The sequence below is a fragment of the Stenotrophomonas sp. Ker107b genome (assembly GCF_053847245.1).
This window is the reverse complement of sequence record NZ_JBSPHX010000001.1, coordinates 1203049-1226439: the sequence shown is the minus strand read 5'-3', so window position 1 is coordinate 1226439 and position 23391 is coordinate 1203049. Positions and strand designations below refer to the sequence as shown.

At 64.6% G+C, this 23391-nt stretch carries 14 protein-coding genes and 1 pseudogene; 10 read left to right on the top strand and 5 right to left on the bottom strand.

Features of this window, described 5'->3' with window-relative positions; all coding sequences use genetic code 11:
• The first annotated feature begins 16 nt into the window (after window positions 1-16).
• From ACWV8V_RS05690 to ACWV8V_RS05655, 8 genes and pseudogenes are all read left to right on the top strand, one after another.
• Window positions 17-2194 carry an alpha-glucuronidase family glycosyl hydrolase gene (locus tag ACWV8V_RS05690; RefSeq protein ID WP_455899611.1) on the top strand — a complete coding sequence of 726 codons (2178 nt, stop codon included), beginning with the start codon at window positions 17-19 and terminating at the stop codon, window positions 2192-2194.
• 68 nt (window positions 2195-2262) lie between these two features.
• Window positions 2263-3939, top strand: a complete 1677-nt coding sequence (locus tag ACWV8V_RS05685; protein ID WP_455899166.1) for a glycoside hydrolase family 43 protein — start codon at window positions 2263-2265, stop codon at window positions 3937-3939.
• Window positions 3940-4010: 71 nt separating this feature from the next.
• Entirely contained in the window at window positions 4011-6635 is a 2625-nt protein-coding gene (locus tag ACWV8V_RS05680; RefSeq protein ID WP_455899610.1) for a glycoside hydrolase family 3 C-terminal domain-containing protein, read from the top strand.
• Window positions 6589-8109, top strand: a pseudogene (locus tag ACWV8V_RS05675) (MFS transporter); the annotation flags it as partial. The gene ACWV8V_RS05680 and the pseudogene ACWV8V_RS05675, both read left to right, overlap by 47 nt.
• Complete coding sequence (locus ACWV8V_RS05670; RefSeq protein ID WP_455899609.1) at window positions 8092-9108, top strand: glycoside hydrolase family 43 protein; 1017 nt, start codon at window positions 8092-8094, stop codon at window positions 9106-9108. The pseudogene ACWV8V_RS05675 and the gene ACWV8V_RS05670, both read left to right, overlap by 18 nt.
• The gene (locus tag ACWV8V_RS05665; RefSeq protein WP_455899165.1) at window positions 9098-9943 is read left to right on the top strand and encodes an aldose epimerase family protein; all 846 of its coding nucleotides are present in this window, start codon (window positions 9098-9100) and stop codon (window positions 9941-9943) included. The genes ACWV8V_RS05670 and ACWV8V_RS05665 overlap by 11 nt, the downstream gene beginning before the upstream one ends.
• A gap of 107 nt (window positions 9944-10050) precedes the next feature.
• The gene (locus ACWV8V_RS05660) at window positions 10051-10761 is read left to right on the top strand and encodes a hypothetical protein (protein ID WP_455899164.1); all 711 of its coding nucleotides are present in this window, start codon (window positions 10051-10053) and stop codon (window positions 10759-10761) included.
• Between the two features lie 137 nt (window positions 10762-10898).
• Window positions 10899-11795 (top strand): BRCT domain-containing protein, encoded by an 897-nt coding sequence (locus tag ACWV8V_RS05655; RefSeq protein ID WP_455899163.1) that lies wholly within the window; start codon window positions 10899-10901, stop codon window positions 11793-11795.
• 58 nt (window positions 11796-11853) lie between these two features.
• Here ACWV8V_RS05655 and ACWV8V_RS05650 read toward each other — a convergent pair whose 3' ends face one another.
• On the bottom strand, window positions 11854-13446 hold the full coding sequence (locus ACWV8V_RS05650; RefSeq protein ID WP_455899162.1) for a PQQ-dependent sugar dehydrogenase: 1593 nt from the start codon (window positions 13444-13446) through the stop codon (window positions 11854-11856).
• Between the two features lie 152 nt (window positions 13447-13598).
• Between ACWV8V_RS05650 and ACWV8V_RS05645 the strand changes: the two genes are divergently transcribed.
• Window positions 13599-14990, top strand: coding sequence for an aldehyde dehydrogenase family protein (locus ACWV8V_RS05645; protein ID WP_455899161.1), 1392 nt, complete (start codon window positions 13599-13601; stop codon window positions 14988-14990).
• Window positions 14991-15329: 339 nt separating this feature from the next.
• Here the strand turns inward: ACWV8V_RS05645 and ACWV8V_RS05640 are convergent, their stop codons facing one another.
• Genes ACWV8V_RS05640 through ACWV8V_RS05630 form a run of 3 tightly spaced genes read right to left on the bottom strand, consistent with a single transcriptional unit; the run spans window position 15330 to window position 18615 of the window.
• Window positions 15330-16559: an ABC transporter permease gene (locus ACWV8V_RS05640; protein WP_123729280.1), complete on the bottom strand. Its 1230-nt coding sequence runs from the start codon at window positions 16557-16559 to the stop codon at window positions 15330-15332.
• A gap of 8 nt (window positions 16560-16567) precedes the next feature.
• Entirely contained in the window at window positions 16568-17878 is a 1311-nt protein-coding gene (locus ACWV8V_RS05635; RefSeq protein ID WP_259260082.1) for an ABC transporter permease, read from the bottom strand.
• A 23-nt stretch (window positions 17879-17901) separates the two neighbouring features.
• Entirely contained in the window at window positions 17902-18615 is a 714-nt protein-coding gene (locus ACWV8V_RS05630; protein ID WP_123729279.1) for an ABC transporter ATP-binding protein, read from the bottom strand.
• Window positions 18616-20111: 1496 nt separating this feature from the next.
• Here ACWV8V_RS05630 and ACWV8V_RS05625 point away from each other — a divergent pair.
• Window positions 20112-20750, top strand: a complete 639-nt coding sequence (locus ACWV8V_RS05625) for a response regulator (RefSeq protein WP_455899160.1) — start codon at window positions 20112-20114, stop codon at window positions 20748-20750.
• A gap of 10 nt (window positions 20751-20760) precedes the next feature.
• On the opposite strand, the gene ACWV8V_RS05620 is transcribed toward ACWV8V_RS05625, so the two are convergent.
• Complete coding sequence (locus ACWV8V_RS05620) at window positions 20761-23088, bottom strand: ATP-binding protein (RefSeq protein ID WP_455899159.1); 2328 nt, start codon at window positions 23086-23088, stop codon at window positions 20761-20763.
• Window positions 23089-23391 lie beyond the last annotated feature (303 nt).

Below are 23391 nucleotides of genomic sequence, written 5' to 3'. Positions count from 1 at the left end.
GCGAGGCGGGCACGGCCTGAGCTTACAAGGTTTAGGGGCGACGCCACGGCCCCGTTGGAATGTCGAGCGGTGTCACTGGATGCTGGTCGCTGCCGCGGTATTGCTGGCGTTCACGGGCAACGTTCGCGCGGAGGACGGCTACGCTCTCTGGATGCGCTATGCACCGCTGCCACCTGCACTCGCGGCGGACTACCGCACGCACCTCGGCGAAGTGGTGGCCCCTGATCAGACGCCGACGCAGCGGGCCGCACGCGAGGAGCTGGTGCGAGGCCTCAGCGGCTTGCTGGGTCGCGCGCCCCGGATGAACACAGCGGCGATCGCTGCCCCGGCCGTGGTGCTGGGCACGCCGCAGTCGTCGGTGTTGATCGCGCCGCTGCGCAAGGAGATGGAGGCGCTGGGTGACGAGGGCTACCTGCTCAGACATGTGCACATCGACGGGCACACGGTGCTGCTGGTCGCCGCGCCGCAGGACATCGGCGTGCTGTACGGCGTGTTCCATCTGCTGCGCCTGCTACAGACCGGCGCCTCACTGGACGCGCTTGAGGTGCGCGAATCGCCACGGCTCCGGCTGCGCCTGCTCAACCACTGGGACAACCTGGATGGGTATGTCGAACGCGGCTATGCGGGCCGCTCGCTGTGGGACTGGCAGACCCTTCCGGAATGGCGCGATCCTCGCTACACGGACTACGCGCGTGCAAATGCCTCGCTGGGCATCAACGGCACGGTGCTGAACAATGTGAATGCCAGCGCGCAGAGCCTGGCGCCGGACTATCTCGCCAAAGCGGCGGCGCTGGCGGACATTTTCCGACCCTACGGCATCCGCGTGTACCTGAGCGCGCGCTTCAGCGCACCGATCGAGCTGGGCGGGCTGACCACCGCCGATCCGCTCGACCCGGCCGTGCAGCGTTGGTGGCGCGACAAGGCCGACGAAATCTACACGCGCATTCCGGATTTCGGCGGCTTTCTGGTGAAGGCCAACTCGGAAGGGCAGCCCGGCCCGCAGGACTATGGTCGTTCGCATGCGGACGGTGCCAACCTGCTGGCCGCCGCGCTGGCACCGCACGGCGGCGTCGTGATGTGGCGGGCCTTCGTCTACGCGCACGACGTGCCGGCAGACCGCGCCACGCAGGCGTACACCGAGTTTGTTGGCCTGGACGGTGCATTCCTCCCGAACGTGATCGTGCAGGTGAAGAACGGGCCCATCGATTTCCAGCCGCGGGAGCCGTTCCATCCGCTGTTCGGCGCCATGCCACGCACGCCGCTGATGATGGAGGTCCAGATCACCAAGGAATATCTCGGCTTCGCCACACACCTGGTATATCTGGGGCCACTGTATGAGGAGGCGCTGCAGTCCGACACCCGCGTCCGCGGTGAGGGCGCTACGGTGGCGCAGCTTCTGACCGGCATTGCCGGCGTCGCCAACATCGGCAACGACCGCACCTGGAGTGGCTCGCACTTCGATCAGGCCAACTGGTATGCCTTCGGTCGTCTCGCCTGGAATCCCCGTCACCCCAGCCGCGACATCGCGGCGGACTGGGCGGCAATGACGTTCACGCCGTCTCCCGAGGTGGTGCAGCCCATCGTCGAGATGATGATGGACTCGCGCGAGGCGGCGGTGAACTACATGACGCCGCTGGGTCTGCACCACCTGATGGCGCGCGGGCACCACTACGGGCCGGGCCCGTGGGTGGACGGCGGCCCACGCGCGGACTGGACATCGGTCTACTACCACCGCGCCGATCGTCATGGCATCGGCTTCGATCGCACCGCCCACGGCAGCAATGCGGTAGGCCAGTACTCACCGGAGGTAGCCGCGGAGTACGAGGATCTGGCGCGCGTCCCGGAGCCGCTGCTGCTGTGGTTCCATCATGTGCCGTGGGATCACCGCATGGCGTCCGGACGGCCGTTGTGGGACGAACTGGTGGGGCGCTATACGCAGGGCGTACGCCAGGTGCAGGGCATGCAGGCGACGTGGGCCGGCCTGCAGGGCAGGGTGGATGCGCAACGACATGCGCAGGTCGCCGCCTTTCTCAGCCTTCAGCGCCGCGAAGCGCAGTGGTGGCGCGATGCCAGCGTGGGGTACTTCCAGTCGGTGAGCGGCAGGCCGTTGCCTGACGGCGAAACCGCACCGCCGCACCCGCTGGCCTGGTATGAGGCCCTGCAGTTTCCTTCCGCACCGGGAGATGGACGATGAGTCAGACACGCTGGAGCGACTGCCTTGCCCACGGCCGCCATCGACGCGCACCCGCGGTGCGCCTTCTGATGGTTGCGGCACTTCTGCTGCTGTCCGCAGCGCCGGCGCTGGCCGCCACGCCCGCGCCACCGGTGTACTTCGATTGGTTCGAATATGCCGGTCGCGACGCGGCCTTCGAGACGCCGCTGCCCGCCGGTCAGTACCGCAACCCGATCCTGGCCGGCTTCCATGCGGACCCGAGCATCGTCCGCGCCAATGACCGGTTCTATCTGGTCAATTCCAGCTTCACCTACTTTCCGGGCATTCCAGTGTTCGAAAGCGTTGATCTGGTGCACTGGAAACAGATCGGCAACGTAATCGACCGCCCCACGCAGCTGGATTTTGATGGCCTGAACGTCTCCCGCGGCATCTTCGCGCCGGCCATCGAGTACCACGACGGCGTGTTCTATGTGGTCACCACGGCGGTCGACAGCGGCGGCAACTTCATCGCGACCGCGCGCGATCCGGCCGGCCCCTGGTCCGATCCACACTGGCTGCCCAGCATCGAGGGCATCGACCCGTCCCTGTTCTTCGACGACGACGGGACGGTCTACCTGGTGAACAATGATGTACCGCCCGGTCCGCCACGCTACGAGGGTCACCGCGCGATCTGGATGCAGCAGCTCGATCTGGCCACATTCACGCCGGTCGGGCCGCGCAGGGTGCTGATCGACGGCGGCGTGGAGCCGGCGAAGAATCCGATCTGGATCGAAGGGCCGCACGTCTACAAGCACGACGGCTGGTACTACCTCTCCGACGCGGAGGGCGGCACCGGCCCGCAGCACTCCCAGGTGGTTCTGCGCAGCCGCCAGGTGTGGGGGCCGTACCTGCCGTATGCGGGCAACCCGATTCTCACCCAGCGCGACCTGCCCGACGACCGGCTGCTACCAATCACCAATGCCGGGCACGCCGACCTGGTGGAAGGTCCGGACGGCACCTGGTGGGCCGTGTTTCTGGCCAGCCGCAACTACCAGACACGGCACTACAACACGGGGCGTGAGACGTATCTGCTGCCCGTGCAATGGCGTGACGGCTGGCCGGTGATCCTGCCGGCCGGGCAGACCATTCCGTATGCGGTCAAGGCACCGTCATGGATGCAGGGCGATGCCGCGCAGGCACCGTCGACCGGCAACTTCATCGATCGCGACGGCTTCGATGCACCCACGCTTGGCACCGGATGGGTGCAGGTACGCGTCCCCAAACAGGCGTGGGCAGACCTCAGCCTGCGTCCGGGCGCACTGGCCGTGCATCCGCTGACGGAGAACCTGGACACGCTGCGCAATCCCGCCTTCCTTGGCCGCCGCCAGCAGCACCTGCGCTTCGAGGCCAGCACCGACATGACGCGGCCGGCCGCCGGTGTGGCGGCAGGCCTTGCCGCCTTCCAGAACGAGGCGTACTGGTACTTCCTTGGCGTGCGCAGCCTCGGCGGGGACCGCGTGGCGGTCTTCCTTGAAGCGCGCGACGGCAGCGGCGTGACCCGCACGTTGGCCACGCGTGAGGTGACCGCAGCCACGTCGTTGCGCTTGAAGATCGCCGGTGACGAGGGGCGCTATGCCTTCGCGTTCGATACGGACGACGGGCGTGGCTGGCAGACCCTCGCGGCTGACGTGGACGGAACGGTATTGAGTACGGATCGCGCAGGCGGCTTCGTCGGCGCCCTGCTGGGACCATTCGCGCGCGACGAGCGCGCTTTGAGGAGCAACTGATGGCGAGTACGTCTTCCCTCCACAGCGGCCGTCGCGGCCCCATCTTCCGCACGCTGGCGCTGTGCGCTGCCATGACAGTGGCGAGCACCGGTCACGCCGCCGAGACCCAGCCGTGGCTGGATACATCGGCCAGCTTCGAAACCCGCGCCGCCGCGCTGGTGGGGCAGATGACCTTGGAAGAAAAGGCCGCGCAGATGCAGAACGCCGCGCCCGCCATCGAGCGCCTGGGCGTTCCGGCCTACGACTGGTGGAACGAAGGCCTGCATGGCGTCGCGCGGGCAGGGCAGGCCACAGTGTTCCCGCAGGCCATCGGGCTGGCCGCCACGTTCGACGTGCCGTTGATGGGGCAGGTGGCCACCACCATCAGCGACGAGGCGCGAGCCAAGCATCACCAGTTCGTGCGCGAGGGGTCGCATGGCCGCTATCAGGGGCTGACCTACTGGTCCCCGAACATCAACATCTTCCGCGACCCGCGCTGGGGACGCGGCCAGGAAACCTACGGCGAGGACCCGTACCTCACCGCGCGCATGGGCGTCGCCTTCGTGCAGGGACTGCAGGGCGACGACCCGGTGTACCGCAAGCTGGACGCCACGGCCAAGCACCTGGCCGTGCACAGCGGCCCCGAGGCCGACCGCCACCACTTCGATGCACGCCCCAGCAAACGCGATCTGTACGACACCTACCTCCCGGCGTTCGAGGCGCTGGTGAAGGAGGGCCAGGTGGATGCGGTGATGGGGGCCTACAACCGGGTCTACGGCGAATCCGCCAGCGCCAGCCAGTTCCTGCTGCGCGACGTGCTGCGCCGTGACTGGGGGTTCAAGGGCTACGTGGTGTCGGACTGCTGGGCGATCGTGGATATCTGGAAGCATCACAACATCGTCCCCACCCGCGAGGCTGCGGCGGCACTGGCGGTCAACAACGGCACCGAGCTGGAGTGCGGCCAGGAGTACGCCACCCTGCCGGCCGCCGTACGCCACGGCCTGATCAGCGAAGCCGAGATCGACGATGCGGTGACGCGCCTGTTCACCGCACGGATGCGGCTGGGCATGTTCGATCCGCCCGAGCGCGTGCGCTGGGCGCAGATTCCGGCCTCGGTGAACCAGGCCCGGGCGCACGATGCGCTGGCCCTGAAGGCCGCACAGGCATCGCTGGTGCTGCTGAAGAACGATGGCGTGCTGCCGCTGCCACGCAACCTGAAGCGCATCGCCGTGGTCGGCCCGACCGCCGATGACACCATGGCATTGCTCGGCAACTACTTCGGCACACCGGCGGCACCGGTGACGATCCTGCAAGGCATCCGCGAGGCGGCGAAGGGCATCGAGGTGCGCTATGCGCGTGGTGTGGACCTGGTCGAAGGGCGCGACGATCCCAGCGCGACGCCGCTGATCGAGGCGGCGTATCTGCGGCCCGCGGCCGACTCCCCGGAACGTGGCCTGCGCGGTGAGTACTTCCGTACGCCCGATCTGTCAGGGACGCCGGCGCTGGTGCGCACTGATGCCCAGATCGGGTTCCGCTGGGACCGCGGCTCGCCGACCGACAACCTGTTGGCCCGCGGTGAAGCCGCACCGGGGCAGGGCATCCCCAACGATGGCTTCAGCATCCGCTGGCGTGGCCAGCTGCTGCCGCCGGTATCGGGCCGCTACCGGATCGAGGCGGCGGCCGACGACGGCTTCCGCCTCTACGTGGATGGCAAGCGGGTGCTGGACCACTGGGCCAACAGTGATCGCCTGCGCAGCGACGGGGTCGACCTGGACCTGCAGGCGGGCCGTGCCTATGAGCTGACGCTGGAGTACTACGACGCCGAGCGCGATGCCGGCGTGCGGCTGGGCTGGCGCATGCCCGGGGCGAAGCCGCCGTTCGAGGAAGCCGTCGATGCCGCCCGCAGCGCGGAGGTGGTGGTGTTCGTCGGCGGCCTGACCGGCGACGTGGAAGGCGAAGAGATGACGGTCAACTATCCGGGCTTCGCCGGCGGCGACCGCACCGACCTGCGTCTGCCCGCTACCCAGCGCGCCCTGCTGGAAGCACTGCACGCCACCGGCAAGCCGGTGGTGATGGTGCTGACGGGAGGGTCGGCGCTGGCGGTGGAGTGGGCCCAGGCGAACCTCTCCGCGATCCTGATGAGCTGGTATCCGGGTCAACGCGGCGGCACCGCCGTGGGCGCGGCGCTGTTCGGCGACGTCAACCCGGGCGGCCGGCTGCCGGTAACGTTCTACCGCGCAGACCAGGCAATGCCCGCGTTCGATGATTACGCGATGGAAGGCCGCACCTACCGCTATTTCCGCGGCACCCCGCTGTATCCCTTCGGTTACGGGCTCTCTTACACCCGGTTCGGGTACAGCAAGTTCCGCCTCGATGCGCCCCGCATTGCCGACCACGGCACGCTCAAGGTGCAGGTGGAGGTGGCCAACACCGGCAAGCGCGCGGGCGATGAAGTGGTGCAGCTGTATGTGCGGCGGCTTGCAGCGGGTGCAGGCGATGCGCAACAGACGCTGCGCGGCTTCCAACGCGTTCACCTGACGCCGGGCGAGCGGCGCACCGTGACCTTCGAGCTGGACGCGCAGCAGGCCCTGCGCGAGTACGACGACGCGCGGGGCGCCTATGTCGTGCGGCCCGGGGCATACGAAGTACGGATAGGCGGTTCAAGCGCCGATGCCCGCGTGCGGAGCCGTTTCACCGTGGAGGCGAATCGTGACTGATGCCCGCCACAGCGATACCCCCGAGCACACGCTGTCGGTCCGGGAGAAGCTGGGCTACAGCCTGGGCGACCTCGCGGCCAACCTGATCTTCCAGACGCTGATCACCTACCTGGCGTTCTTCTATACCGATGTGTACCGGTTGCCGCCCGCCACGGCGGCCACGATCATCTTCGTGATCGGCCTGCTGGGGGCCTTCGTGTTCACCCCGCTGATCGGCATTGCCGCCGACCGCACCGTCAGCCGGTGGGGAAAGTTCCGGCCCTGGATCCTGTGGACGGCGATCCCGTTCGGTGTGCTGTCGCTGCTTGCGTTCAGCACGCCGGACCTGGGCGCGCAGGGCAAGGTTCTCTATGCGCTGGTGACCTATGGCCTGCTGATGTTCGTGTACGCGGCCAACAACCTTCCGTACTCCGCGCTCAGCGGCGTGCTCACCGGCAGCATGGCCCAGCGCAACAGCCTCTCGGCCTACCGCTTCGTGGCAGTGATGATCGCGCAGTTCATCATCCAGGTCCTGCTGTTGCCGCTGGTGCTGATCCTGGGCGACGGGGATCGGGTGCAGGGCTTCGAGCGGGTGATGACGGTGTTCGCGGTGGTGGGCACGCTGTTCTTCCTGATCACCTTCGCCACCACCCGCGAGCGCATCGTGCCTGCCAAGGAGCAGACCGGCGGGGTGATGCAGGACCTGACCGACCTGCTGCACAACCGGCCGTGGAAGGTGATGCTGGCCCTGACCGTGTTGGTCTTCATCAACCTGGCCCTGAAGGGCGGCACGTACATCTACTACTTCCAGTACTACATGAGCGAGGCCGCGCTGGCGGGCTTTCTCGACACTTCCGGCTTCAACCGCTTCATCGGCGGATTGAACGCCACGCTCAACGGATGGGGCCTGTCCGGCTTTACCTGGCCGGAGGACCCGGCGACCTCGGCGTTCAGCCTGTTTAACGCCTGCGGCATTCTGTGCATGATCCTGGGCATCGGGGTCTCCCGGCGCCTGGCCGACCGCTTCGGCAAACGTGACGTGTTCGGTGGCGCACTGCTGGTGTCCACCGTGTTCCTGCTGGTGTTCTACCTGTTTCCGCCCACGGCGGTCGGTGTGGCCTTCGGCGCCTTCATGCTGCACGGGTTCTGCTACGGCATCACCATCCCGCTGCTGTGGGCGATGATCGCCGATGTGGCCGATTACTCCGAATGGAAGAACCATCGCCGCGCCACCGCGATCATCTTTTCCGCGATGCTGTGCGGGCTGAAGATCGGGCTCAGCATCGGCGGTGCGCTGGTCGCCGGCATTCTTGCACACCACGGCTATCAGGCCGGCGCGGAGCAACAGCCCCAGGCCGTGGTGGACGGCATCCGCCTGACCGTGAGTATTTACTGCTCCCTCCCGTTCCTGGTCGCTGTCGCGCTGCTCTTCTTCTACAAGATCGACAAGCGTATGGAGACGCGCATCGAGCATGACCTGCATCTGCGTCGGCAGGGAAACACCCTTGATCAGCTCGCGGCGCATGCCATCTCCCCGCCGCTGGTGACCCACATCTACACGGCCGATCCCTCGGCCCATGTGTTCGAGGGGCGCCTGTACCTCTATCCGTCGCACGACATCGACGGCGGCGCGCCCTTCGACGATGAGGGCGGGCACTTCCGCATGGAGGATTACCACGTGCTGCGGATGGACTCCCCCGAGGGTGAGGCCACCGACTGCGGCGTGGCGCTGCATGTGCGCGACGTGCCCTGGGCCGCGCAGCAGATGTGGGCACCGGATGCGGCGCACCGCGACGGCCGTTACTACCTGTACTTCCCGGCCAAGGACGCGCAGGGCATGTTCCGCATCGGCGTCGCGGTGGCAGATCACCCCGAGGGCCCGTTCACTGCGGAGCCCGAGCCGATAGAGGGCACGTACTCGATCGACCCGGCCGTGTACGAGGATGATGACGGCGCGCATTACCTCTACTTCGGCGGCATCTGGGGCGGCCAGCTGCAGAAGTACCGCGACAACCGATTTGATGCGGCATATGAGGAGCCCACCGGCGACGCACCGGCACTCGGCCCGCGGGTCGGCCGGCTGGACACGGGCATGACCCGACTGGCGGAGCCCACGCGCGAGATCGTCATCCTGGACGAGCACGGACAGCCGCTGCGGGCCGATGACCATGCGCGCCGGTTCTTTGAGGGACCATGGCTGCACAAGTACCAGGGGCGGTACTACCTGTCGTACTCCACGGGCGATACGCATCTGCTGTGCTACGCCATCGGTGACAGCCCGTACGGACCGTTCACCTATGGCGGCGTGATCCTGAAGCCCGTGGTGGGCTGGACTACGCATCACTCCATCTGCGCGTTCGGGGGACAGTGGTATCTCTTCTATCACGACGCCCTGCTATCCGGCGGCGTGACCCATCTGCGCTCGGTCAAGTGCACACCGCTGCACATGGAGCCGGACGGCAGCATCCGGACGATCGATCCGTATGGCGCTTGAAGCGGCGTCACCCAAGGATGATGCGCAGGCGCCGCTGCATGGTGGGCGCCTGTACTGGTTGCGCGCGGGCAGGCTGGAGGTCGCGCTTGCACCGGACGCCGGTGGCCGTATCGCTCAGATGCGGTACGACGAGGTGGACTGGCTGGTGGGCGAGGACGAGGGCGGGGCGGCCGCCATTGGATGGGGCTGCTATCCGATGGTGCCTTGGGCGGGGAGGATCCGGCGCGGGCGCTTTGTGTTTGATGGCAAGGCGTTTGAGCTCCCGCCGAACCTTGGGGCGCATGCCATCCATGGCGTAGGGTTCTCGCGGCCTTGGCGGATTGAAAATCTTGGGGCGGATACCGCGACGCTGTCACTGGCGCTTCCTGAGGATGGCTATTGGCCTTTCGGGGGGCGTGCGACGCAGGCGATCCATGTGCTGCCCGACCGTCTGAAGCTGAGGCTGGCCGTGCAAGCCGGCGACAAGGCGATGCCGGCAGTGCTTGGCTGGCACCCGTGGTTTCGAAAGCCCGATCAGCTGCTGTTCTCGCCAAGTGCGATGTATCCACGGGACGGGGAGGGCATCGCTACATTGCCCCGTGTTACTCCCGCGCCCGCGACTGGGGCTTGGGATGACTGCTTCATCAACCAGGCGGAGGTGGTGCTGGTGTCTGGGGCGCAGCGGCTGGAGTTGCGGGCGGATACGGATCACTGGGTGGTGTATGACGGTGCTGCGCACGCGACGTGTGTGGAGCCGCAGACTGGGCCGCCTGATGGGTTTACGTTGGCGCCGAAGCGGCTGGAGCCAGGACAGACGCTTGAGCTGAACCTCATGATTGAGTGCGCGAAAGCGTAGAAAACACGCCCCGGGTGGCCCCTCGATCTGCCAACGTAGCAGATCCATTCAATTCGCCGAACTATGCCCACATCGCTATAGTTGAACTTCAGGGTGGGGGATAGCTGATGGAGCGGATAAAGAAGCAACTATCGATCGCCGACGTCGCCGGCTGGGGGTCTGGCCTCGTAACGTTCGGGCTCGTCCAGGGCGCGCTCTATCTGCAGTCGTACTGGAGCCAGTTCGGCGTAGATCCATTCCAGTTTGTCGCCGTGAGCGAGATTGCACTGGCCGGCCTAGCGGGTATTGGAGTGGTGCTCGGCCTCATGCTTGTTGCCATTTTGTTGGGAGGATGGCTGGAGGGCAAGATAGTCAGCACCAGCCCAGATCGCAGAGTGCTCACGCGGATCGCACCAGTTGCTCTACTCATAGGGACGGGAGCGATCATCTGGTGGGCAAGCGCATGGACCATCCTGCTGGGCGGTCTGCTCACGGTTGTCTGCCTAGTTGTAGTAATGAATGCACCGGCAGTGCCCAGCTCAGTAAAAAGCTCGCCCTTGCTGACGTCCGCTGTAGCGATGCTTGTTTATGTTTCGACAGCTTCGAGCTGGTTGGGCGCTGAGCGTGCGGAAAAGATCGTGCAAGGGGACGGAAAATACGTCGCAAGCGTGACGGTCGGCCCCAAGACGCTTGATGGGCTGAATCTGATTGGCCGCCTGGGCGACACCTATGCTTTTTGGGATATGGCGCGAAAAGCGACATTACTTCTGCCAGCGAGCGACCTCAAGAGCCTAGAGATAGCACGTGGACGTGCCGCAAATGCGCCAGATCGCCCGTGACCGATTCAAAGCTGATGTAGTCTTGGCTGTGGCGCCCATCAGCTTCAGCCCCACATCACGGGAAGGTTGGATACCATATTTAGGCGGTAAGTTTCCATAACACGCCACTGGACGGCGTTGAACAGGGACGTAACGCAATGCACTCGGATCACCGCAACTATTTCAAGTTCACGTCGAAGGCCCGGCTGGACAAATCCGTCAACGCGCTCATCGGCATCGTGGAAGGTATCGTGATCGACGGCCAGATCAACGCCCTCGAGCTCGACTACCTCAACCTGTGGCTGGCCGAGCACGACACCGTGCGTGACCAGCACCCCTTCAACGAGCTCGTGCCGGTTGTCACTGCCGCGGTAGCCGACGGCGTCCTGACCGAGGAAGAGCACGCAGACATCGTGTGGCTGTGTGAACGTCTGCGCTCGACTGAATTCTACGACGACGTGACTGCCGACCTGCAGCGGTTGCACGCCATCTTGGGGGGCATCGTTGCGGACACGCATATCTCCGTGGAAGAGCTGCGCGCCCTGTCAGATTGGATGGCAGATCACGAGCACCTGAAAACATGCTGGCCCTTCGACGAGGTGGGCAGCCTGATCACAGGGGTGCTCGCCGACAAGCAGATAGACGCGAAGGAACACGCGATGCTCCAAGCTTTCTTCGCAGAGTTCACACCCCTGCTTGACGACCGCACAATCACCAGTCCGCGCGTGTTGGAAGGGCGGCAGATCGTTGGCTTATGCGCGGTGGATCCAGAGATCAGCTTCATGGAAAGGGGCTTCTGCTTTACAGGCGCATCGTCGCGCTTCACCCGCGCCGAATTCGAAGGCGTCGTTAAGAGGCTTGGCGGATCGGCCCATTCATCTCCGTCGAAGAACGTCCACTACCTGGTCATCGGTGCGGAAGGCAATCCATGCTGGGCGTTTGCATGCTACGGACGCAAGGTCGAGAAGGCCATTAAGCTGCGTAAAGCAGGATCTCGAGTTGTCATCGTCCACGAGCTCGACTTTCACGATGCGTTGGCCGATCACGGCAGCTAGTGGGCATGAGCTCCCGATAGTTCCAGCGCTCGCGACACCGCAAGGGTCGCGGCCGGCGTCACTTGAGCGGCGTGCTCAAGGGGTCCCTTGGCACCATCCGCAGCAGCTTCCCGTCCACCCCGTCGGTGAGCGCGTAGATGGAACCATCTCCAGCGACCTTGACGTCACGAATACGTTCGCCGAGTTCACCGAGCAACAGTTCTTGGCGCACTACACGGTCACCGTCGCGAACAAGGCGGCGGACACTCTGCTCACGCAACGCAGGCACCAGGAAGTCGCCCTGCCACCCCTTGAAAAGGGCACCCTGATAGACGGCCAAGCCAGAGGGTGCGATCGACGGCGACCAGATCACCTCCGGGTCGTCGAACCGCTGGTGATGCGTAAACGGGCTCACCCGGGCAAACGGGTAGTCGATACCATGACTGACCAGAGGCCAGCCGTAATTGCCGCCCGGTCGAAGCCGGTTGAGTTCATCGCCGCCGCGCGGCCCGTGTTCGCTGACATAAATGGCGCCGGTGACGGGGTCACGCACGATCCCTTGCGGATTGCGGTGCCCTGAGGTGTACACGACCGCGCCGCTGGCACCCGGGGCGAGCGAAATGCGCATCACTTTGCCCAGCGAGTTGTTTTCGCTCTGGGCGTCTTCCCGGCGCGCACTGCCGTCGCCCACCGTCATAAGCAGGGTGTGCGAGTCGAGAAAGGCCAGACGCCCGCCGTTGTTGCCGTCGCTGGGTTTTGGCGTGGATTCGAATAGAACCTCCACCTGATCTATCGACCACTCACCGCCGGCAAAGTTGAGCGCACTACGCATCAAACGGACGCCCACGCCGCGCGGATCACGGTAGCCCTGCGTCAGATAGATACGGTGGTCGTTCTCGTAGTCGGGGGAGAGGGCGATGTCCATCAGGCCGATCACGCGCTCCCGCTGATACCCCTCGGGTAGTGTGGAAAGGTCGACGTCCACAGATTCACCGACGGGGTCAATCACCTTCAGGCGGCCCGCCATTTCGGTGATGAGCAGTCTTCCGTCCGGCAGTTCCGCCAGCGACCACGGCCACTGCAGGCCGTTGGCGACGATGGTGGCTTGGTATCCCGCCGCCGCAGGGGGCTGTGACCGTTCCGGCATCGGGCGCATCAACAGGAACGACGCAAGCGGCAGCAACACGAGGCAAGCAGGCACCAGGTAAGCCGCCCGGTCGTGCCGGCGTGCTCCGTGCACGACACGTCCTGCCAGCACGTGGCTCACATACCCTCCCACCAGCCCACACAGGCTGAGCAAGACGAAGCCTGGGATCTCCCGGATCGCGGCGACCGCGGGCATCGGGATCACACTGCGTAGCAGCGCCAGCACGATGGCCAGCCCGGCCACACCGGCGAGCAGCGCGCAGGGCAGGGCGCTCAACCCCAGGCGCCGCAGGCCTGTTTGCAGACCAAGCGCGAGAACGCCGCCTGCCAGCGAAAAGCCGAACATCACAGGCCCGAACCGAGCCAGATCCTCCAACGTAACGGCAGCCCGAGCCTGCCAGCTGACCTCGAGGCCAAGTTTAGTAAGCGCATGCAGATTGATCTGGGTCTGCAGCAGGCTGGCAACAACGGCGGTAGCCAGCGCTGCCGCCAGAGTGATGGAGACTGTTCGCAACCAGGAGCGCATGTGGGGAGTTCGTCAGGGCAAGCCGAAGGCGCACTGTAGCAATGGGGCGCAGTGAACCTCCAGTGATGCCCTCCGCTGAAGAATTCACAGCGGAGGAACTGCACGGCGGCGACCCTCTATACACCTCCTTTTGAAGTGAAGAGTCTCTCTCCATGTCCAACAAGCAGCTGACCACGATCAATCCGCTGACCGAAGAAGTGCTCGCTACCTATTCCTACATGTCCGACGCCGAAGCCGCCGCGGTAGTGAAGGCAAGCCATGAAGCGTTTACGCAATGGCGTCTACGCAGTCTGGACGAGCGGGCAAACGTGATCGCGAACATCGCCAAGGCGCTTCGCGAGCGCAAGGAAGAATTCGCACAACTGATGACCGACGAGGTCGGCAAGCTCATTGAAGACAGCCGCACCGAAGTCGAGCTGTGCGCTGCTATCTGTGACTACACCGCCAAGCAGGGTCCGGTCGCCCTGGCCGATGAGGAGCGCGACGTGGAAGGTGCCACAGGCATCGTGACCCATGCGCCCATCGGCGTGGTCTACGGCATTCAGCCGTGGAACTTTCCGGCTTACCAGGCGATCCGCTATTCCATCGCCAGCCTGATGGCAGGCAATGGCGTGCTGCTGAAGCATGCCGAGAGCTGCACCGGCAGCGGGCTGCTGCTGCGTGATATCTACGAAAGTGCCGGGCTGCCCAAGGGGCTGTTCGGGGTGCTGTTGATCAGCCACGAGCAATCCAATGACATCGTGGAAAACGACCTGGTGCGCGCGGTGACACTGACCGGCAGCGAGGCAGCCGGGCGCACCGTGGCAGCCAAGGCCGGCGCGGCCCTCAAGAAGACCGTGCTTGAGCTGGGCTCCAACGACGCCTATCTGGTGCTGGACGACGCCGACCTGGACCTGGCCGTAGCGACCTGCGTCAAGGGCCGCCTGTTCAACAACGGGCAGACCTGCGTCAACGCCAAGCGTTTCATCGTGACAAAGAAGAACTATGACGCCTTCGTCAGCGGCTATGCAAAGGCGTTCGAAGCGATCCGGATGGGCGATCCGAACGCCGACGACACCCAGCTCGGCCCCATGGTCTCCAAGGCGCAGCGCGACAAGCTGCACGAACAGGTGACCAAGAGTGTCTCGCAGGGGGCGCGTCTGCTGGTGGGCGGCGAAGTGCCGGACCGCACCGGCTGGTTCTATCCGGCCACAGTGCTGGCGGATGTGGCGCCGGGGCAGGTGGCCTACGAAGATGAGCTGTTCGGTCCTGCAGCGGCCATCATCCGCGCCGAGAACGATGAGGATGCGCTGCGCATCGCCAACGACAGCCGCTATGGCCTGGGCGGCGGCATCTTCAGCCGTGACGTACAGCGTGCGCGGGAGCTGGCCAGCAAGTACTTCGACACCGGCATGGTCTTCATCAACACGTTCGACGTGGCGTCACCAGCGCTTCCGTTCGGTGGGGTGAAGGCGTCGGGGTATGGTCGCGAGCACGGCCCGGAAGGTCTGAAGGAGTTTGTGAACGTCAAGTCGATCAAGATTGCGGCGGAAACGTCGGGTTGATCTGAGCACCGATGCCTGGCCACCTGGCAAGGCTGTCCGGCGGCGAGAGCATGCCAGCATGAACACCGCCGTCGCCGTGCAGACGCCGGTGCATGAATCGATGGAGCACGCGCAGTAGATTGGCCAATCGCCACAGCAGGCAGCCCTGCTGCGGAGGGAGGAGCCTGCCCCTGCCGATGCAGGGGTCAGGCGATGGGTGGATGCCGTTCCAGTGCCTGCACCAGCTGGGTCGTCATCAGCTGTAATGACCCACCGGCCTCCTGCAGGGACAAGGCGAGATGCCTTCTCCGTGCGCGTTGTCGCCGCGAACCGTATGCACGGAACGGACGGAATGGTTGATCAGGCACTGCGCGTGGCCGTGGCCGGTTCCACGCGGCTCGCCTTCAGGGCGGGCTGGAGGATGGCCAACTGCCCAAGGGGAACCAGCACGGCCAGGCCAAGCAGCAGGTAGGCTGCGGGCAGGCGAGGCACCTCGTAGAACTGCATGAGCAACAGGTTCAGGGCCACCGCAAGCAGTGCGCCCAACAGTGATCCGCCCAGGGTCAGCAGGAGGTTCTCGGTCTGGAAATAGCGCAGGATCTGCACCCGCGTGGCGCCCAGTGCGCGGCGGATACCGATGGCGCGCGTGCGCTGCTGCACCCAGAAGCTGGCCAGGCCGACGATGCCGGCGACAGTGATGACCAGCAGAGACACGCAGATCAGCGCGAGCAGCCACGCCATCGCCTTGTCGTTGCGATAATAGCGGTCGCGCAGCGATTCAATGGACCCATTGTTGAGGCCGAAGATTCGTGGTGGACCGCTCTCGCGCAGTGCGGCGGTCGCCTGTTCCAGCACGTTGTCGCGCTGTCCGGGCTGCGTACGTACCAGGAAGTTGGCACCGGAGGTGTAGGGCACACTGACCGGGAAGATCATCGAGTACTCCATGCTGCTGGGGTCATCGGTCTCGCTTGGCCGCGTAAGCCGCTCCACCACGCCCACTACCTGGGTGGGCTGGCTGCCCCAGCTGTAGAACTGCCTGCCGACCGCGTTGCCCTGCGGGAACAGGCGGTCTGCCGTCGCCTGGGTGATGATGGCGGTGGGAATGTTGATCTCGCCCGGCGCGGTACCGGGTTGCCAGTCGATGTAGTCCTGCGCACTGAAATCACGCCCGGCGACAAGACTGAGTCCCAGCGTGGGCAGCGCCTCCGGACTGGCCAGGTACACCGATGCATCCAGCGTAGGGGCGTCCTGGTCCTGCCGCAGGTTGACGCCACTGTTGGACGAGGAATCGCCGTAAGGTATCTGGCTGACCACCGTTGCAGACTGCACGCCGGGGATGGCGCGCAGCGCGGCCAGATCGGTACGTGTCTGTGCGAGCGCGTCCTGATCGCCGCGCTTGGCGGCACTGAGCTGCAGGCGCAGGAGGCTGTCTTCGGCCAATCCGGACGGTCGCTGCACGCGTTCGATGCGCTCGGCGATGAGGAAGCCGGCGTTGCAGATCACCGCGCAGGTGAATGCGATCTCGAGCACGACCAGGCTGGCGATGATCTTGTGGCGCCGCAGCGCGGCGAGAACCAGAGAGATATCCATGAGCGGCCTTAGAGACTCTTCAGTTGGCTGGCGGGAGCCACCAGGCAGGCTCGCCAGGCAGGGAACGCCGCCGCCGCCAAGCTGGCAACCAGGGCAAGCAAGAATGTGCCGAACAGCGTGCCCGCCTCCATCCCGGCAAGCGCGGCGTAACCCACCGCCTGCTGACGAACCAGCCACAGGCCGCACCACGCCAGTAGCAGGCCGAAGGCGCCGCCCGCGATGCCGATCAGGCCGGCTTCGACCAGGCATTGCTGGAACACAGCGCTGCGCGGTGCGCCAAGCGCCCGCCGCAGGCCGATTTCCGGCGCGCGTCGCAGGAACTTCGCCAGCAGCAGGCCCGTCGTGTTGAGCAGGCAGATGAACAGGAATCCGAACGCCAGCCAGGTCTGCAGGCGGACGTCACTGGGCACTACGCGCTTGTAATCCAGCCATTGTGGAATATTGTCCAGACGCACATTGACGGGACGCTGGTAGCGGCCGTTCTGTCGCTGCTGGCTGGAATGGTTTTCCAGGTAAGCCCGGAAGTCCGCTGCGTCCTGTGCGCTGGCCAGCTCCACCCAGTACTGCACCCACGCACACGAAGAATTCAGCCCAAGCTGACCTTCTTCCTTGTCCACCTCGCCCCAGCAATCGAGGTTTCCCGCAAAGCCCATGCGCAGCGCCCGCGATGTGGAGAAGGGAAGGAACAACTGGTCCGCCTCGGCGAAGCCACCTTCACGGTTGAGGTCGTAGAAGGTCGGCTGCGGGTGCCACGGTGCAGCGACACCGATGACGCGGAACTGCTCGCCATTGATGCGGAGCAGTTTGCCCACGCTGTTGCCGCCGTTGAACACGCGCTGGTTCAGATCGGCGCCAATGACCACCACGCGTGCACGCGCCTCGTCGTCGGCTGCCGACCAGGGTTGGCCGTGCTGCAAAGGCACGCCGAACATCGGGAAGAAGTCGGACGAGGTGTAGCGGATGCGCTGGCGGAACGGCATGTCGTCGCCCTGGTCAAGCTCGATGACGCTAAAGCCGGCGTACATCATGGCCTGGCGGACGCCGCGCTTTTCTCGCAATAGCTGCTCTGCGTCGAGCCGGGTCAGCAGATCATGTGGCTCGCCGCCGGGGGCATAGCCAGACATGTCCTGTGAATCCAGTCGTGGATGGAAAACGCGCTCGCTGCGGTCCGGAAGTGGATCATTGGTGAGCACCATGAACACGGTGAGCGTGGTCATGGCCGCACCGATGCCCACGCCGATGGCAACCACCATCAGGCTGGTCAGCAGCAGGTTGCGTCGCAGGCTGGCAAGAGCCATGCGCAGGTAGTAGCCAAACAGAAGCGTGTGGGTCATGGGGGACCTCATGCCAGCGCCGACGCGTTGAGTGTCAGGGTATCGCTGACTACGGCGTCGATCTCGGAAGCAATACCGTCCAGCATCCTTATCTGCCGATGCGCCCGGGCCGCCAATGCCGTGTCATGGGTGATCAGCACCACGGTAGTGCCGGCCTGGTTGACCCCCTCCAGCATCGCCATGATCTCTTCTGCCATATGCGTATCCAGATTGCCGGTGGGCTCATCGGCAAGCAGCACGCGCGGCGAACCTGCGAGTGCGCGCGCGATGGCGACGCGCTGTTGCTGGCCACCGGATAGCTGCGTTGGAAAGTGCCGTGCGCGCGAAGCGAGACCGACACGCTCCAGCGCGGATTCAATCCGCGTGCGGCGCTCGGTTCCACCCATGCCGCGATAACGCAACGGTATGTCGCAGTTGTCGAAAATAGTGAGATCCCGCACAAGGTTGAACCCTTGGAAGACGAACCCAATCTTCTCGTTACGCAGGCGCGATCGCTCGAAATCGGACAACGTGTGGGACAGCGCGCCGTCGATCAGGTACTCGCCGGCGCTGGGCGCCTCCAGCAGGCCAAGTAGATTGAGCAGCGTCGACTTCCCGGAACCGGAAGGACCGGTGACGCTGACGAACTCACCCGGCTTCACATGAAGATCGAGGGAACGTAGCGCCGTCGTTTCCACACTTCCGGTCCGATAGATCTTGCTGACGTTGCGAAGAGCGAGCATACGAGAAAAATCCCCAACAATTGGCGTTCACGACTTTAGAAACGGCAAGGGACAGCAACCCCGCGATCAATAAAATCGCGTAGGGAGCGCAAAAAAGTGGGGGAAGAAGCGGCGGCCTGCAGCGAGGCAAGCGGGTAATGCGTTCATCCTTGAACTCATTTACGTTTCCGATCCATCGGCTGTGAGTGCCTATGATTAATACAACATGAAGTCAGTACTTTGCAACGCTCATTCGAGATGTGTGTCACAAAGTTTGTAATGCGTGTGATTGCCGTGGGCTAGATGCCCCGTTCGTCAACCCTGTAGCGTTACAACACGCTGTTCCCGTCCAGCGGAAAACCTGGTGACGTGGATGACGCACGCGTTTGCTCCATGTAGAGGCGCCGGACCGCGGCTTCGATCTCGTTTTCGTTACGCAGTGGCCGAGCAAGATTCATCATCAGGCTCAGCGCCTGTATTCTCGCTATCGCAGCGCGGCGCTGCACACGGCCAGCCATGAGTTCAAGGTGCCTAGGCGCGTTCTTCAGGGCCTGTCCGTTTACATAACGGTGATCATCTTCTTGTGGTTGGGCTGGCTCTACCTTTCCAAGCCGCGCGCCGCCAAAGTGGAGCAGGGGGCCGGTGCTTCGCTGGCGGCAAGTGCCCTGGCGCCCTTGGGAGCGGCCCTCCACTCGGGATAGATTTAGGGCATCTGGAACCACCGACAAGGACACGACCTGCACGTGCCTGACAGAGGGCACAAAGGCCAAAGTTAGGTTGCCAGTCTGTGTCGCAATCGCTCGCGATGGCTCGGCCTACAACCCCTGCAACCAGCCAGGACAGTCCGATGAAGACATTCCCAATCGAACTTGGCGCAATCGGCGGCGCAAGGTGCTGGGCGACAAGCGGAGTCAAGCATGGGAGCCGTTCCACACGCCCTAATTACTGCTGGGGAGAGGCCTATGATCACTTTCCCCGGATGCCCCTGGTGCAACGATGAAATGAGCAACTTATCCGCGGCAGACACGTGTTGGGTTCCCAAGACGGGGGGAAAGACTTGATCCACAACCAGAACAGCTTAAGACTGCCAAACTGCATCGCGCAATCTTGGTACATATGCGAGGTGTTGCCATCACTGAGCACATGCTTTACTAGAGTATTCCGGTCAATGATCGAAAAGACCCGTTGCGCTCTTGAATATGCTCAAGTGTTGCGCCCGCATTGGAAAGCCAGCGCAACACTGGGCGCCTTGGACGTAGCGCTGTGGTTGCAGCCTTTGCGAGCGGAGGACAGGAATTAAAAAGTCCGGGGCCGCCTAGACGCAGAAAGTTGCGTGCCGCAGATGGCTTGGGCCACTGAGCGCCCCGCCGTGGCCGCTGATGCGGCACCGCACTTCTACCCACGACGCCAGCCTCCGGCAAGGCCGAAAGCAATGCCCTGCCTGAGCCGCAGCCACGTGCCTATGGTGGCGCGTATGGTATACAACAACTCCCAAAGCTAGGCCTATGGTGGACCCTGTGAGCACCCGCGTGATCATCGCCGATGACCACCCGATCGTCCGCGCTGGCGCACGCGGCATCATCAGTGCCGATGTCTCGGTCATTGTCGTCGCCGAGGCCTCCACGCCTGAAGAGTTGCTGGAATGGCTGGCACGTGAGACCTGCGATGTGCTGGTCACCGACCTGACGATGCCCGGGCAGCAGCCCGACGGACTGCCAATGCTGGCTACGGTCCGCCGCAAGTACCCGGCGATAGGCATCGTGCTGTTCACCGTCAGCACCAATACACGGCTGCTCCAGCTGGCCATCGCCTCCGGCGTAAAGTGCGTGGTCAACAAAAATGCGGCGATGGATGAACTGCCGCAGGCCATCAGCGCGGCGGTGCGTGGCCGCTCGTACATCGGCCAGTCATTGCAGGCTGAGTTGAACGCGAGCCCGGCCGGCAAGCGCGTGAAGGGGGTGACCCAACTCTCCCCGCGCGAAATCGAAGTCCTTCGACTGATTGCCGCACACCGCACCGTCAGCGAAATCGCTCAGCAGCAGAACCGCAGCGTGGCCACCATCAGCCACCAGAAGATCAGCGGCATGCGCAAGCTCGGCCTGGCCACCGATGCGGAACTGCATGTGTTCCTCAGCAACAGCGATTTCATGCTGTAGGCGCGATGCCTCAGGAAGTGGCGGGGGGCGACGGCCTCAGTGCTTCCAGCAGCACGGCAAGCCGCTCGATGGCCGCCCCGCGGTTTTCCATAGGCGCCTGCTCGATGGCGGCCGCCGTGGCGGCCAGGTCCTGCATGCCGACCAGTCCCGCTGCGCCATGCAGCCGATGGGCGTAGAACACGATCCGCGCGCTATCCGCCGCCTGGATGACGGCTATCAGTTGCTGCAAGTCATCGGCAAGCAGCTGCCGCAGATCCACCGCCATCTCCGCTTCGACTTGGCGTTGTAATGCATCGGTGGCATCGGGCTGGCCAGCATTCCATCCGCCGCCGCTCCACAGGGCCAGCATGCCGCGCAGCTCGATCAGCCGCACCGGCTTCTGCAGCACGCCATTCATGCCGCTGTCCTGGCAGCGCTGCAGGTGCGGCGCATCAGTGGCGGCGGAAGTGGCGATCACGGGCAGGCGTTCGCTGCCGGCAATACCCGATGCACGGATCCGTCGGCACGCTTCGTAGCCATCCACGTCCGGCATGTAGCAATCCATCAGCACCACATCGGGCAGGGGCTGTTGCTGGTGAAGCCGTATTAGCGCCGCTTCGGCGCTGTCGGCGGTCTCGGCAGCGATGCCCAGCCGTGCCAGCTGCTCACCCAGCACCAGCCGGTTGGCGGCATTGTCATCCACCACCAGCACACGCAGGCGGGCGATACGATCACCCGCTTCGGTAGCCGTGGCCACTGGTGTCTCTTCGGCCGATTCCACCGGGACACGCACGCTGACCGTGGTGCCTTCGCCTTCCTCGCTATGCAGTTCGATATCGCCGCCCATCAGCACCACCAGTTCCCTGCTGATCGCCAGGCCCAAGCCGGTGCCGCCATAGCGGCGTGATATACTGCCGTCGGCCTGGGTGTACGGGTCGAAGATACCGGCCTGCAGCGCGGGCGGGATGCCGCAGCCGGTGTCACTGACCACCGCGTGCAGCCAGCTGCTTCCGCCTTCCTCCAGCACCTCCAGTGCCAGGGTGACGCTGCCGCGCTCGGTGAACTTGCGCGCATTGCCCAGCAGGTTCATGAGCACCTGGCGCAAGCGGGTGGGGTCGATCATCAGCCAGCGCTCTTCCTCCGGCATGCTCACGTGCAGATCGATACCGCGCTTCTCCAGGTCTGTCCTGAAGATCGAAACCACGCTGCGGCCCAGTGCGCGGATCTCGACCGGCACCTTGTCCAGCTGCATCTTGCCTTCATCCAGCTTGGACAGGTCCAGCACGTTGTCCAGCAGCCCGGTCAACGCCTCGGCGGCCTGTTCGGCGGTTTCCAGCAGGTCCCGCTGGCGCCCTTGCGGGGCCTGGTCGGCCAACACCTCGATCGCACCCAACACGGCATTGACGGGGGTGCGGATCTCATGGCTCATGGTGGCCAGGAAGCGCGCCTTCACCCGCTCGCCTTCGATGGCCGCACGTCGCGCCCGCATCGCCCAGCGGGCAACGATGGCCAAGCTCAGGACAAGGATGCCGATGGAGGCCACCCAGGGCCAGTTGTATTGAAGCACGGTCTTCAGCGTGGGCGCGCCGAAATCCTCGCTGCGCAGCCATTGTTCGCGAAGGTGCGTTTCCTCTGCCGTGGTTACCGAGGACATCGCTTTTTCGATGATGCCATGCAGTTCCGGCCAGTCCTTACGCGTGGCAAACTGTGCGGTCATCGCCATCCCGATCTGGGGGTGCGATATGTATAGCTCACTGTTGTCTTTCCGGGTGATGAAGGGCACGAACGTCAGCGACGTGCCTATTGCCGCGTCTACCTGGCCATCCATCACCATCTGGAAGGCATCCAGTGGCGTAAGCGCCGGCACCACCTTAATGTCGGGGTAGTTCATCTGCACTACTTCTGCGTACTGGCCCTGGCTGCGAGCCGCCACGCGCTTGCCGGCCAGGTCGTCCATGCTCCATACATTGGGATGGCCCGGCTTGCTCAATACCACGCTGTACGCCACCAGGTAAGGACGCGACAACTGCACTGCCTCTTCCGTGGTCTGGAAGAGGCGATCGGGCATGGCATTGACCAGCATATCTGCTTGGCGCGCGACCACGGCGGCCTGCGCCGCATCCCAGTCACGTGCCTCGTCAAACTGGAAGCGCAGCCCGGTGCGCTTGGCAATCAGGTCGAGGTAGTCGGCCGACAGGCCGCTCAGGCGACCATCGCGCATGTGCTCCACCGGGGCCAGCTGCGCATCGGAGGTCACCCGGATGACAGGGTGCGCCGCGATCCACGCCTGTTCGACCGGCGTGAGCTGCACCGGTTGCGCGATCGCGTGCCATGGCACGCAAACGATCAGCAGCGTCATGAAGACGCGCGTTGGCCAAAGGGATGCGTTGGTATTGGCGGGTAGGGTGGGCGTCATCGGTAGGGCCGGCAGGGCGACGGGCGGGATGCGTGGCAGCGGGTCTGCCTGACGATAAGGTAGCGCGATTCCAGTCCCGGCGAGTGAACTTCCATCGGCGTCCCGCTGGGCCGGAAAACCAGGCAGAACTTTGCGATTTCTCATATGGAAACCAGTGAGGCTGGCAGCGCATTCTTTTCACCTGCTTCGCCGCTCGTGCGCTCCCGGCAGAAGTTCATCGGACCGATGAAACCCGATCCGATCAAG

What these genes read in the sequence shown, in the direction of transcription:
- ACWV8V_RS05685 (WP_455899166.1), top strand. Translation starts at nt 2,263, where the DNA reads ATGGTTGCGGCACTTCTGCTGCTGTCCGCAGCGCCGGCGCTGGCCGCC.
- ACWV8V_RS05680 (WP_455899610.1), top strand. Translation starts at nt 4,011, where the DNA reads ATGACAGTGGCGAGCACCGGTCACGCCGCCGAGACCCAGCCGTGGCTG.
- ACWV8V_RS05665 (WP_455899165.1), top strand. Translation starts at nt 9,098, where the DNA reads ATGGCGCTTGAAGCGGCGTCACCCAAGGATGATGCGCAGGCGCCGCTG.
- ACWV8V_RS05660 (WP_455899164.1), top strand. Translation starts at nt 10,051, where the DNA reads ATGGAGCGGATAAAGAAGCAACTATCGATCGCCGACGTCGCCGGCTGG.
- ACWV8V_RS05655 (WP_455899163.1), top strand. Translation starts at nt 10,899, where the DNA reads ATGCACTCGGATCACCGCAACTATTTCAAGTTCACGTCGAAGGCCCGG.
- ACWV8V_RS05650 (WP_455899162.1), bottom strand. Translation starts at nt 13,446, where the DNA reads ATGCGCTCCTGGTTGCGAACAGTCTCCATCACTCTGGCGGCAGCGCTG.
- ACWV8V_RS05645 (WP_455899161.1), top strand. Translation starts at nt 13,599, where the DNA reads ATGTCCAACAAGCAGCTGACCACGATCAATCCGCTGACCGAAGAAGTG.
- ACWV8V_RS05640 (WP_123729280.1), bottom strand. Translation starts at nt 16,559, where the DNA reads ATGGATATCTCTCTGGTTCTCGCCGCGCTGCGGCGCCACAAGATCATC.
- ACWV8V_RS05630 (WP_123729279.1), bottom strand. Translation starts at nt 18,615, where the DNA reads ATGCTCGCTCTTCGCAACGTCAGCAAGATCTATCGGACCGGAAGTGTG.
- ACWV8V_RS05620 (WP_455899159.1), bottom strand. Translation starts at nt 23,088, where the DNA reads ATGACGCTGCTGATCGTTTGCGTGCCATGGCACGCGATCGCGCAACCG.